This is a genomic window from Candidatus Accumulibacter phosphatis (assembly GCF_012939955.1).
In the GTDB taxonomy this organism is placed as follows: Bacteria; Pseudomonadota; Gammaproteobacteria; order Burkholderiales; family Rhodocyclaceae; genus Accumulibacter; species Accumulibacter delftensis.
Map to the genome: position 1 here is coordinate 100,349 of NZ_SPMY01000002.1, position 12,232 is coordinate 112,580.

At 61.5% G+C, this 12,232-nt stretch carries 12 protein-coding genes and 1 tRNA gene; 10 read left to right on the plus strand and 3 right to left on the minus strand.

What is annotated here, in order from left to right; all coding sequences use genetic code 11:
• Positions 1-147: 147 nt before the first annotated feature.
• From ydiK to E4Q23_RS00870, 3 genes are all read left to right on the plus strand, one after another.
• Positions 148-1,272, plus strand: coding sequence for an AI-2E family transporter YdiK (ydiK, locus tag E4Q23_RS00860; RefSeq protein ID WP_169064879.1), 1,125 nt, complete (start codon positions 148-150; stop codon positions 1,270-1,272).
• Positions 1,273-1,408: 136 nt separating this feature from the next.
• Positions 1,409-2,014: a riboflavin synthase gene (locus tag E4Q23_RS00865; RefSeq protein WP_169064880.1), complete on the plus strand. Its 606-nt coding sequence runs from the start codon at positions 1,409-1,411 to the stop codon at positions 2,012-2,014.
• A 553-nt stretch (positions 2,015-2,567) separates the two neighbouring features.
• Positions 2,568-3,476, plus strand: a complete 909-nt coding sequence (locus tag E4Q23_RS00870) for a PEP-CTERM sorting domain-containing protein (RefSeq protein ID WP_169064881.1) — start codon at positions 2,568-2,570, stop codon at positions 3,474-3,476.
• Between the two features lie 122 nt (positions 3,477-3,598).
• Here E4Q23_RS00870 and E4Q23_RS00875 read toward each other — a convergent pair whose 3' ends face one another.
• Both E4Q23_RS00875 and yegQ read right to left on the minus strand, forming a co-directional pair.
• A complete protein-coding gene (locus E4Q23_RS00875; protein ID WP_169064882.1) occupies positions 3,599-4,699 on the minus strand; it encodes a hypothetical protein in 1,101 nt (366 codons plus the stop codon).
• Positions 4,696-6,048 carry a tRNA 5-hydroxyuridine modification protein YegQ gene (gene yegQ / locus E4Q23_RS00880; protein ID WP_169064899.1) on the minus strand — a complete coding sequence of 451 codons (1,353 nt, stop codon included), beginning with the start codon at positions 6,046-6,048 and terminating at the stop codon, positions 4,696-4,698. The genes E4Q23_RS00875 and yegQ overlap by 4 nt, the downstream gene beginning before the upstream one ends.
• Before the next feature lie 114 nt (positions 6,049-6,162).
• Between yegQ and rng the strand changes: the two genes are divergently transcribed.
• The 4 genes from rng (at position 6,163) to E4Q23_RS23215 (ending at position 8,711) form a co-directional block, all read left to right on the plus strand.
• The gene (rng, locus tag E4Q23_RS00885) at positions 6,163-7,617 is read left to right on the plus strand and encodes a ribonuclease G (RefSeq protein WP_169064883.1); all 1,455 of its coding nucleotides are present in this window, start codon (positions 6,163-6,165) and stop codon (positions 7,615-7,617) included.
• A gap of 100 nt (positions 7,618-7,717) precedes the next feature.
• Positions 7,718-7,794 (plus strand) — tRNA-Met (locus E4Q23_RS00890).
• Positions 7,795-7,931: 137 nt separating this feature from the next.
• Entirely contained in the window at positions 7,932-8,219 is a 288-nt protein-coding gene (locus E4Q23_RS00895; RefSeq protein ID WP_169064884.1) for a hypothetical protein, read from the plus strand.
• Between the two features lie 354 nt (positions 8,220-8,573).
• Positions 8,574-8,711: a hypothetical protein gene (locus E4Q23_RS23215; RefSeq protein ID WP_211203565.1), complete on the plus strand. Its 138-nt coding sequence runs from the start codon at positions 8,574-8,576 to the stop codon at positions 8,709-8,711.
• 216 nt (positions 8,712-8,927) lie between these two features.
• Here E4Q23_RS23215 and E4Q23_RS00905 read toward each other — a convergent pair whose 3' ends face one another.
• A complete protein-coding gene (locus E4Q23_RS00905) occupies positions 8,928-9,635 on the minus strand; it encodes a hypothetical protein (RefSeq protein WP_211203566.1) in 708 nt (235 codons plus the stop codon).
• Here E4Q23_RS00905 and E4Q23_RS00910 point away from each other — a divergent pair.
• The 3 genes from E4Q23_RS00910 (at position 9,627) to E4Q23_RS00920 (ending at position 12,022) form a co-directional block, all read left to right on the plus strand.
• Entirely contained in the window at positions 9,627-10,115 is a 489-nt protein-coding gene (locus E4Q23_RS00910) for a hypothetical protein (RefSeq protein WP_169064805.1), read from the plus strand. The genes E4Q23_RS00905 and E4Q23_RS00910 overlap by 9 nt on opposite strands.
• A 112-nt stretch (positions 10,116-10,227) precedes the next feature.
• Positions 10,228-11,055: a hypothetical protein gene (locus tag E4Q23_RS00915; protein ID WP_169064886.1), complete on the plus strand. Its 828-nt coding sequence runs from the start codon at positions 10,228-10,230 to the stop codon at positions 11,053-11,055.
• A complete protein-coding gene (locus E4Q23_RS00920) occupies positions 10,937-12,022 on the plus strand; it encodes an RNA-directed DNA polymerase (protein WP_336511577.1) in 1,086 nt (361 codons plus the stop codon). Before E4Q23_RS00915 ends, E4Q23_RS00920 begins: the two co-directional genes overlap by 119 nt.
• Positions 12,023-12,232 lie beyond the last annotated feature (210 nt).

The following is a 12,232-nucleotide window of genomic DNA, read 5'->3' on the forward strand; positions in this document are numbered from 1 at the left end:
GAGCGTTGCCAGCCCCTCACGCTGCGGGCGTCGATTGCGCTACCATGCCCCGTCAGATTGTCCTCTCCTGTTGTCCGTGCGCGCCATGACCCGCTGGCGCGTGCAGCAGGAGCCTCCCAGCGGAAGCACGATGCCGAAGAGTGAATGATGAATAGCCCCAGAACCGAAGTCGCCCGAACAACCCTGGCCGTCCTTTTCATCGGCGTGCTGATTGCCGCTTCGGGCTGGATCCTGAGGCCGTTTCTGCCGGCCCTGATCTGGGCGACGATGGTTGTCGTCGCCACCTGGCCGGTGATGCTGCGCGTGCAGCGACAGCTCGGCAACCGGCGTGCTCCGGCGGTGATGGTCATGACCCTGCTGGTACTCCTGGTCCTCGTCGTTCCCTTGTCGTTGGCCATCGCGACCCTCGTCGAGAACGCTCACCACATCGTCAGTTGGGGGAGGTTTGCCGCAAGCTTCGAGGTGCCGCCACCCCCTGACTGGGTTCCCAACCTGCCGCTGATCGGGCACAAGCTCGACCAGGCCTGGATGCAGCTGGCGGTGGCTGGAACCCAGGAACTGACGGCCAAGATCGCCCCCTATGCGGGCAATCTGACCAAGTGGTTCGCCAGAGAAGTCGGCAGCTTTGGCCTGGTTTTCGTGCAGTTTCTATTGACCGTCGCCCTGTCCGCAGTTCTCTATTCAGGCGGCGAACAGGCCGCTGACGAAATGCTGCGGTTCGGTCGCCGCCTGGCCGGTGAGCGCGGTGAAGGCGCCGTCGTGCTGGCTGGGCAAGCCGTTCGCGCGGTCGCCCTTGGCGTCGGCATTACGGCGTTTGTACAGTCGGTACTCGGTGGCATTGGCCTGGCCATCGCCGGCGTACCTTTTGCGCCCGTGCTGACTGCCTTGATGTTCATGCTCTGCATCGCCCAACTTGGGCCGACGCTGGTGTTGGCACCGGCCGTCGCCTGGTTGTACTGGAGTGGCGATACCGGCTGGGGCACTTTCCTCCTGGTGTGGACGGTAATCGTCGGGACCATGGACAATTTCCTGCGTCCGCTGCTCATCAAGCAGGGGGCCGACCTGCCCTTGCTGCTGATTCTCGCTGGCGTCATTGGCGGCTTGCTGGCCTTCGGTCTGGTCGGCATCTTCGTCGGCCCGGTGGTCCTGGCGGTCAGTTACACTCTGCTCGAAGCCTGGTTGCGTGATGATCCGATTCGGCCAGGTGCGCCGTCGGCGAGCATTGCCGAAGCGCCCGTCGCGGAGAAAAAGGGCCAATCGGCTGGCGGCTGATCGCTGTCCTTGCTGTTGTTCTCGGTCGGCGAAGTCAAGAGCTGGGCGAGGCCGGCGGCAAGGGGCGGCATGCTAGAATCCAGCGCCCTTCCGCCCAGCAACCATCCAGCAATCACCACTCTACTTGGGCTTTGTTATGTTCTCTGGAATCATCGCCGCCGTTGGCCAAATCACCGCCGTTACGCCTCGTGACGATGGCGCTGCAACCGTTCGCTTGACCATCGACGCCGGCAAGCTCGACCTTGATGACGTCGTGCTCGGCGATTCGATTGCCTGCAACGGCGTCTGCCTGACAGTGGTCGATCAACTGGGCCCGTGTTTCTGCGTCGATGTTTCCCCGGAATCTCTGGCCTGCACCGTTGGCCTCGCCGGACCTGGCCCGGTCAACCTCGAGAAAGCCCTGCGGCTGGCCGATCGCCTCGGGGGGCATCTGGTTTCCGGGCACGTCGACGGCATCGGCGAGGTCTTGCGTTTCGACCCGGTGGGCGACAACCGCCTGCTCGAAATCGGTGCCCCGCAAGCGCTTGCCAGGTATATCGCCCGCAAGGGGTCAATCACGGTTGATGGCGTCAGCCTGACGACCAACGCGGTAGACGGCGCCACCTTCACCATCAATCTGATCCCGCACACGCTCGAAGCGACCAGCTTGGGTCGCTTGCAGCCCGGTAGCCGGGTAAATCTCGAAATCGACCTGATCGCGCGCTACTGCGAACGGCTGTTGAGCGCCCATGAGGAGCAGTGAGGGCGGCCTGATTCGCGTTGGTTCGCGTCGCCCGTAACAAGCGCTCACGACTGATCGCCTGCGGAGGTTGTCGCGTCGACAGCGGCGCTCGCGGTCTGCAGGATTCTTCCAGGCAGGCAGGCAGGCAGGAATGGATCTCTCCCTGCACCAGCAGCGGACCGTCGTCGGCGCGCATCCCCAGCGCGAATGCGACCTGGCCGAGCGTGGGCCACTATCGGTGCCAGAAAGAATCCCTTCTCGCGCGTGAAGGCGGCACGGGGTCCGGCAATCCCTCCGCTCCTGCAAAGCATGCCAGCGCGCTGAAGATGACGGACCCCGTGACTTAGTTCATAACCAGCTGCCGGCTCGACGAGAGATACTTGATTCCGAAGTCGAGCCAGGCTGTGGATTCGCCTTCCCCGCTCCGAGAAGCCTTGCCGGGCTTCAAAAGCGGATGTGCGTCGCGTCCTCGGTTGGCACGGCAATGATTAGTGGTCATTGCTTAGCGTGCTTGTGCCCCCTGAAGCGCGGTCTGAAAAACCATCATTCAGTTACTTCGGAACGGAATCGTACCATGAATATCTCTTCTCGCAAGCCTGAGGCCTGCTCGAGGTCGACCGTAGCTGGCCGCATCCGCCGCTGTCTCGCTCCCGCCTTGTTGGTGGCTGGCTTCGCCGCCCTGGCGGTCAGTGCTTCCGACGCCAGCGCAGGCACCGTCTACCAGGACTGGAACTACGCCATCGACTCGTTTACTGACGGCTCCGGTGGGGCGTCTTACGAAGAGCGTGGCCTGGCCTTCCGCAAGATCGGCTCGACCGGCTACTTCGCGATCAGTGGCGGGATGCCGCTGGCGGGGGTGACCAACGCCGGTGCCCGCAATGGGAGCATTGCCCCGGGCGATCTCTATCTCAACTTCTCGTCGCACAATCTCGACACGCCAGGCGAGTTCAATGACCCCAGAGTGTTCGGAATTCGCTTTGCCAGTGCCAACGACTCGCTTGGCAACGGCACCCCCGGCGTCAGCAATACGACCCTTGGCTTGTTCAAGAACCTGAGCGTCGTCAATCTGACCTTGGCGAACCAAGGTTACGCAAGCTTGCAGGCTTACTACGATGCCGGCTTCGGGCGGCCCACGGGCAGCATGGGTGACCTGAGCTCGACCACCGACGTGACCAACTACTTCGGCAATCGCGACATCTATGCCAACATTGCCAGCGGCGCCCTGGTGTCGGCTATCAGTTCGCTCAACAAAATCCAACTAGAGAACCTGGGCCTTGATTTTGCCCACTTTGGTGCCGTCGGCCCACAAATCTTCGGCTTCTCTTTTGACCTCGCCGCGCTGCCTGGCGGGAAATTCACGGCGCATTTCTTCGAGGAATGCATCAACGATGGTATCGCCTTGTACGGCACTGTACCCGAACCGGGGACGCTCGCGCTCTTCGGCCTGGCGCTCGCTGGCTTCACCCTTCGCCGCCGTCGCTAGATTTGGCGCCTGGCCGGCGCACGCCACAAGGAGGTGGGCGAGGTGTGTGCCGATTCCCCCACATGAATGCTGCCCATCACCGCCGCACTTCGTGTCGGCATCGGTGTCGGCGCGGCTGCCAGCTAGGCCTGCCGAGTGCTCACCCCTAGCCATGGCAGCAGCACCGCCGCCGCATCTTCAGCGCCCGAGGGCGTCGGAATCGGCGGCGCGGCCTGGCGCCACAAGGCCTCGAGTGAGGGCAGCAGCCGACCGGCAAGCAGCTCGCCAGCGCTGATTTCCCTGCAGCGGCCGTGCGTTTGCAGCCAGTCGATCAGGAAATCCTGCTCTGGCCAGTCTTCACGGCGCAGGTAGAGCAGCGGCGTGCCGTTGCAGGCGGCTTCGGCGAAAGTGCCGTAGCCGGGCTTGGTAAGCACCGCGTCTACCGAACGCAAGACATCGGCGATCGATAGCCCGAGAGGTTCGAAATCGCTGACGCTCGGATGTGTGAGCTGCCAGGCCTGTGGAATCAAGCAGCGTACGCCGGGGATCGCTGGCCAGGCAGCAATGGGCAGCTCCTTCTCGAAGCCGCCAAAAGCGATCAGGACCAGGCGCTCGTCCTTGCCGCTGCCCAGCCGTTCGCGCAGGGCCTTCCGACAGTCGTTGCCGAGTGCGGCCAGCGGGCCGATGGGGCGTAGCCGTGGCAGGTCGGCCATGGCCATTCCCGGTGTCGCGCGCAGGAAGCACTCGGCACTTGCATACGCGTCCAGCATCTGGCGATGAATGGCCTCTGCCCACTTCTCCCTGGCGAAGAAATGGGCAAAGAGCTCGGCCCAGTTCAGCGAGCACATGGACACCGACGGGATGCCGGCGCGTGCGGCACCGGCCAGCGGCAGGTAGGCAACGTCGCTGAACACCAGATTGGGCTGCAGCTCGCGGAAGAGGCGGGCATCACGATCAACCAGGCGGTCCCAGTCGGCGTGCTGACGGCGATAGGCGAGCGCCGTCGCCTCGAGGTCGAGGCTGACGGCATCGTGCATCACGTAGCCGAAGTCGCTGCGCTCTTGCAGGTGGGTGAAGTCGGCCATGACGCGTGCCTGCAGCTTGTCGGTGGGCAGGCCGCTGCGGATGGTCAGGCGCAGTTCCGGCAAGCGCTTGCTGAGCGTGTTGAGCACCGGCGCCGCCTGCGCCAGATGACCGAATCCATGCGCCGAGATGTCGACAAAGAGGTGCGCCGGCTGCTTCATTGCTGGCCGGAGGATGAGACGAAGCGCGCCAGCATCGCGCCGGGCAGTTCCGTTGGCAGAGCAATCCACACCTTGTGGCCGTTGCCCGGAGCGACGCGGATTTCGGCACCGCCGAGGTTTTCCATGCGCTCCACCGTGATGACGCGATTGCCCGAGGGGTGGATGATCTCCAGCCGATCGCCGACCGAGATGCGGTTCTTTATGTCGATCAGCGCCAGCGCCCGCGCCGCGTTCCAGTCGATGACGTCGCCAACGTAGAGGCTGCGTCCCGACTCCGAGTGGCCACGCAGGTAGTTCTGCATTTCGTGTTCGTGGTGGCGCTGATAGAAGCCGTCGGTGTAGCCGCGATTGGCGAGGCCCTCGAGTTCGCCGAGCAGGCTGGGGTCGAAAGGGCGGCCGGCAACGGCGTCGTCGATGGCGCGCCGGTAGACCTGTGTGCTGCGCGCAACGTAGTAGGGCGATTTGGTGCGCCCCTCGATCTTCAACGAGTCGACGCCGATCTCGACCAGGCGGCGGACGTGCTCGACGGCGCGCAGATCCTTCGAGTTCATGATGTAGGTGCCGTGCTCATCCTCTTCTATCGGCATCAGCTCGCCCGGGCGCTCCTTCTCTTCGAGCAGCCATTCGCCGCTGCTGCTGCCCGTGTTAGCCATGCCGGCCGCGCTGCCCGCGTGGCCGGCGCCCATGCCGACAGCCGCCTCGGCGTCCGCCGGCTTCACTTTGTAATCCCAGCGACACGAATTGGTGCAGCTACCCTGGTTGGGATCGCGATGGTTGAAGTAGCCGGAAAGCAGGCAGCGGCCCGAGTAGGCGATGCACAGGGCGCCATGCACAAAGACCTCGAGTTCCATCTCCGGGCATTCCTGGCGAATCTCGGCGACTTCGTCGAGCGACAGCTCGCGCGACAGGATGACGCGGCTGATCCCCAGTTTGCGCCAGAAGCGTACCGCCGCGAAGTTGACCGTATTGGCCTGCACCGAGAGATGCACCGGCATTTCCGGCCAGGTTTCGCGCACCATGTCGATCAGCCCCGGGTCGGCCATGATCAGCGCGTCGGGCTGGAGCGCCACGACCGGCGCCATGTCGGCCAGGTAGGTACGCACCTTGCGGTTGTGCGGCAGGACGTTGCTGACCACGTACAGTTTCTTGTCGGCGGCGTGTGCTTCGCCAATTGCAGTGGCCAGCGTGTCGAGATCGCCGAAGGCATTGTTGCGCACGCGCAGGCTGTAACGCGGCTGGCCGGCATAGACGGCATCGGCGCCGTAGGCGAAGGCCGTGCGCAGCATCGTCGGCGAACCGGCAGGAGCGAGCAATTCGGGAGAGGTCGCGGTGGAGGGCGAAGCAGGGATCAAGGCTGAGATGGCAGGAATCCGGGGAGGGGGCGTGACAGGGTACTAAGAGTAGAATGCGGCGAATCGCGATTCTAACCGTATTTCTCGCCCCATTTTCCAGAGCACCAGCCCATGTCTGAAGAGATCCTGATCAATTTCACCCCGCAGGAAACCCGCGTTGCGGTCATGTATCAGGGCGCCGTGCAGGAACTGCACATCGAACGCTGCGCCAGTCGCGGCTTCGTCGGCAACGTCTATGTCGGACGCATCGTACGCATCCTGCCGGGGATGCAATCGGCGTTCATCGAGATTGGCCTTGACCGTACCGCTTTCCTGCACGTCGCCGATATCCGCGAGCCGCGGCAGAATGACGAACCGCTGCGGCCGATCGAGCGACTGCTCTTCGAAGGCCAGAGCCTCCTCGTGCAGGTCATCAAGGATCCGATGGGCAGCAAAGGGGCGCGCTTGTCCACGCAGGTATCGATTGCCGGGCGGATGCTGGTCTATCTGCCGCAGGAGAAGCACATCGGCATTTCTCAGCGCATCGAGAAAGAAGCTGAACGTGAAGCCTTGCGCGAAAAGCTCTCACGTCTGGTGCCCGAGGACGAACCGGGCGGTTTTATCGTGCGCACCATGGCCGAGAACGCCAGCGAAGCCGAGCTGGCCAAGGACATCGAGTACCTGCGCAAGACCTGGCGCGATATCCAGGCCCAGTCGACCACCGCCGCACCGCCCGCGCTGCTCTATCAGGAATTGTCGCTGGCGCAGCGGGTGCTGCGCGACTTCGTCAATCCCGAAACTTCCGGCATCGTCATCGACTCGCGCGAGAACTTCTCGCGGCTGACCACCTTTGCCGCCGAGTACACGCCGACTGTTGCGCCCCTGCTCGAGCATTACACCGGGCAGCGACCGCTGTTCGACCGGCACGGCGTCGAGGACCAGATTCAGAAAGCACTTGCCCGCCGGGTCGATCTCAAGTCGGGCGGCTACCTGATCATCGACCAGACCGAGGCGATGACCACTATCGACGTCAATACCGGCGGCTTCGTCGGCGTGCGCAACTTCGACGACACCATTTTCAAGACCAATCTCGAAGCCGCGCAGACCATTGCCCGTCAGCTACGTTTGCGCAACCTCGGCGGCATCATCATCGTCGACTTCATCGACATGGAGAACGAAGAACATCGCTCGGCAGTGCTCAGCGAGTTCAACAAGGCGCTGGCGCGTGACCATACGCGCCTGACGGTCAACGGTTTTACGGCGCTGGGTCTGGTCGAGATGACGCGCAAGCGGACGCGCGAATCGCTCGCGCACGTGCTGTGTGAAACCTGCCCAACCTGCGAAGGCTGCGGCGAAGTGAGAACCGCGCGTACCGTGTGCTACGAGATTCTCCGCGAACTGCTGCGCGAAGCGCGCCAGTTCGACGCGCGCGAATACCGCGTGCTCGGCAACCAGGCGGTCATCGACCGCTTCCTCGACGAAGAGTCGCACGGCCTGGCGATGCTCTCCGATTTCATCGGCAAGCCGATTTCGCTGCAGGCCGAGCCCAGCTATACGCAGGAACAGTACGACATCGTGCTGATGTAATTTTCGGCCGCCGTTCGCCAGGCGCTGCACGATGGCGTCGACTATCGGTATCGTTCGGCTTGACCCCTGGCGGGCTGGGTCCTATAATCTGCCGCCCTGAGGTGATGTAGCTCAGTCGGTTAGAGCGATGGATTCATAACCCATAGGTCGGTGGTTCAATTCCACCCATCACCACCAAAGAATCAAGCATTTAGCCCGGCCCAAAAGGTCGGGCTTTTTGTTGGGGTTACGCCGGGGTTACATTCGCTGTAACCAAGGGTGCGGGTCGCGCAAGAGATTTCATTCGCCCGGTTCGCATATCTGAGGCGGCGGACATGGCGGCCCGCGCTCAGGGCGTGGCAGTGATGACGCTATTGCTCCCGCTCTCGATGCCTCGCCCCGATGCGACGGAAAGCCATTTGCAGCAAGGCACGGCAAACGGTCGGCAGCGAAGGACCACATTCCCCGCCCCTCACCAGCCGTCGCCTGCGCCCACCTTTGCGGTGCAGTTTCCGGACAGCCTTGCGCATTGCTTCATCCGCCGGCTTTCGCCATTTTGCGAAACAGATTCAACACCGGCCGCGTGGATCATCGGCCACGCCAACACGCCGCCGTTTCAGTGACTCCAGCCAATTCGCCAATCCCGCCAGTGATACCCGGACACAAGCATCATGCGTGGCGGTCAGTCGCTCGAATGTGCGCCAGTGCATCCCCTTGGGCTTGTCGCCATCGGGATTCGCGATGCCCGCAGGCCAGCCCAAGCGGCGCCGAATGTTGTCAGCCTGCCGCCGCGCTCGATCGTCGGCCGCTTCCCTCTGGCTCGCATAAGCCAAGCGGTAGCAGTGGCGACAAGCGTAGAGCTTCCCGTGGCCGTAGAGAATTGCGACGCGCCGACTGCAGGACGGACAGACCCACCAGCACCTGGTTCCGCCATAGGTGCAGGGCGTGTGATCCATTAGGACGGGCTGCTCGACAGCGTGCCAAATGTCATCATTGCCGCAGCGGTATCGGTAGACGAGGACGACGCGCTGGATTTCCGCTTGCACCCGGATGTCGGCCACCGGGCGGCTGTTGACCGTCCACTGCCACCAGAAGCTGCGGCCAGGTATCAGTAGACCTGCACGTTGCAACTTCCGAATGTCCAGGGGGCGCGAATCTTCAGTGGTGTCCCTGCCACCTTGATGCCGCCGCCCACTGCCGCTGCCGCCCATATTCTTTTCTCCCGGATTTTGCCGAAATCATCAGGTAAGTTTGGCCATCGTTGTTGGCAAGAACTGCCTGAAAGCCTTGCCACGAAACGCATGGCGCCTGTTTTCGTTGCTGTGCCCTTTTCAGCTGTTGCGAAGCTCTTTCAGCTTCAAGAGTATGGCCAGCGTTCTCTCAAACTTGCGGTCGAGGTGCGTTTCGTAGCGGCTGAGCTTTTCCAGTCGGAATATGGGCAGCGCTTCGCCCAGGGTTTGCGCCTTGATCGCTGGAATCAATCTCGCCTCCTGCGCCAAACGCGCGTGCATTGGCTCAAGTGACTCGCGGATATACTCGTGCAGATCGTCGGCGGTCGCCGAGTACTCTTCCTCCTGGACCTGTACGTCCCACCAGTCGCGCGAGTCCGGAGTCAGTGCGCGACGTGCCTTTTCGTAGGCGTTAGCTCCACCTTTGTCCAATATCGCCGCCGCTCTACGCGTCGCGCCAAGGTCAATCTCCGCGTTGCGCTGGCGCTCAGTGGTTTCTTCTTGGCTTGCGTTCAGCAGATAAGGTAGGTCGGTATGCTCGCCGGTGGGCCCGTGCTCAAAAGGTGCGGCCGAAGGCATGACGCTGCGCGGACTGTTGACCACGTTCTTGATTCCCTCGTTGATCCTTGCGCCTTCCGCCAGCAGCACCCGCCGCTTGCGCCAGATGATCGCTGCCAGTTCTTCGATCAGATGCCGCTCCGTGATGCCTGCTGGTTGGTGTTCGTCGATCAGCGCCGCCAGTAAGTCGTCAAACTCGGAATGGTCCTCGTGCGCCAATACTGCGAGCTTGGAAAGAATGCCGTGTTTCATCGCATTGAAGCGCACCGCCTTGTAGTGGCCGGCTTTCCCGGCAGTTTCCGCGTCGTCGGTCGCGTGGCAAGGAATCACCGCGGAATTACGCAGTGCCACGCCTTCAATAGTTTCCATATCGTCGCCTCATTCTGTGATTGTCACGAATCCGTAACGTCGGCCGATTTCGGCCCAAGCGCGTTGTGCAGACTGCCGCGCTGGTTCCGACGATTCGACTCGCCCCAGCATAGTCAGCAGCGCCCGAAGGGGCGCGCTTTGCTCATCGCCAATAGCCTCGATTGCCGCTCGGGCGTCACGCATTCGCTGCGCACGTTTGCGCTCGGCAGCGCTCATCGGCTGTTCGCCCTTAGGTGGACGGCCGCGCTTGGCATCTTTCGCATGATCGTCGGTCATCGAACTGTCGTCTATTATGTGAGTGTCACAATAATAACAGAGTGTGGCACCGAGCCACCAGCGGAACGGCTATCCGAAGGCTCATGACTTGCGCGTCAGTGTAGTCAGTGCTCGCCGTTATCAATCGCGCCTGTAGTCCGCCTTCGTTGGTTGCGCGCAGCCGTAGTGAGCTAATATCCACACAACACAAAGGTCAATCATGAGCATCGTTCAAGCAAAATACGAGCAACTCGCGCCGCACGGGGCCTTCCTGAAGGATGTGGTCGTATTGGCGCAGGCTTGGAAGAAAACCCACGCTGCGATTCGTCGTCACAACTGGTATGCCGACGTGCTGGAACTCGACTGTTCCACAATTGACCTTGAACGACAGCTTGCGCAGTGGGCGTTGGCAGTGGCGAGTCCGACTTTCGCCCCAACGCCAATGATGTTGGTTCCGGCACCGAAGAATGCCCGCTGGGAGTTCCCGACGCCACCGCCACGTTCAAGCGCTCCTCTCGACCTTGAGGCTCTCCTAAACTCGGAACTGTCCAGTCAGGGTGACGCTGATGCTGACACCGACCAAGAGTTCGAGGCTTGGATGGTTGCCGAAGATGTACGGGGGGAGCGCGTCCAGAAGATCAGGCCTCTCGCACATCTCTCGATCCGAGACCAGACATTCGCTACGGCCGTGATCCTTTGCCTCTCGGATGCCATCGAAACTGCGCAGGGGGACCCCTCTGAGCGTGACGGCCTCAAGGCACAGAAGCAGGGAATCTTCAGCTACGGCAACCGGCTACACTGCCGCTGGGATCAGACTACACGCCCTCGGCCGAGAGCCTTCTTTAGCTGGGGAAACTCGCGGATATATAGCGAATATTTTCAGGACTATCGCATTTTTTCTTGCGCGTCCCCGCAGTGTCTGTTCGGAGTTGTCTGGGCGACTAAAAGACGCACACGAACTATTCATCATCTCGCTGGATATAAAATCGTTTTTCGACTGCATCGACCGCAAAGCGCTTATCGGTCAGTTAATGGTGCTTCACAATGAGTTTGTAGAGGGCTTTGGGTTGCGTGAGGACCTTCGGGCAGATGACGATTTCTGGAGTGCGACCGAACGCATCTTCAACTGGACATGGCGGTCCGATGACCAGCGCCTTGCGTCCGATGTAATGGGTTCTGAGAATCTTTTACCCACCGGCCTGCCCCAAGGTTTAGTCGCATCCGGATTCTTGGCCAACGCCTATATGGTGGGTTTCGATCGTCTTCTTGCTGCTACCATTGATGAGGAGGACGCCCAAGGAAGGGTCGTCATCCGCGACTACTGTCGGTACGTCGACGACATCCGGTTGGTGGTTGAAGCGCCTCGCCGAGAAGACGCCACCAACGTTGCGATGGAAGTTCAGAGCCGTGTTTCACAACTCCTCCAGAAGTATTGCGAAGGTATCGGCGCCACTACCACGTTCTCCCTCAATGAAGACAAGACCACCGCGAAGCCTTACAGCTCCATTTCCAAGGAAAATAACGTCTCTGCACTGATGGAACTCTACCAGGAAGCGATTAGCGGAACCTTCGACCTTGATTCATTGATTCAGGCGACCGGAGGATTGGACGGCCTGCTGTGGTTGTCCGAACAACTGGAGGATCCTCATGCACGAAAGCCGTCGTCTTTGCTGTTGGCAAATATTGCGGTGGCAAATACCGACGTTCGCGACGACACTGTAAAACGCTTTGCCGCGACTCGAATAGCTTCGACGCTCCGCATGCGACTGGCCATGACGGACACTGAGGGCACGCCGAGTACCGATCGCGCCATCAACGAATCGGTCACTGACGGCGCCGCGTTGAACCATGAATTCGAAGCGACGGCACGCAAGCTCATCAAGTGCGTATTCCACACCAAACTGGACACGGATTCCAGACGAAACTGGACAGTGATTCCACGGCAATATAGTTACTCAACCAAGTGTGAGCAGGGCCAGAGGCAACTGCCAGACATGCTCTTCAATTTATTCTAAAAGCATGGTCGAGCGAGCCAGCAGGCGAGCCGACCGTCTTGTCGGCGAGCACGCCGACAAGACGCCAGCATTGGCTTTTTGAAGGGCACGCATGGCGTGGTCGCCCCCTTGCCGGGCCCACATGCGGTCGTTCCGCTTTCGGTAGTCTAACTACAGCCGGCAGGTAGCTGTCGGTGAAAGCGGGACATGCAGCCGCGGATTACGAATAAT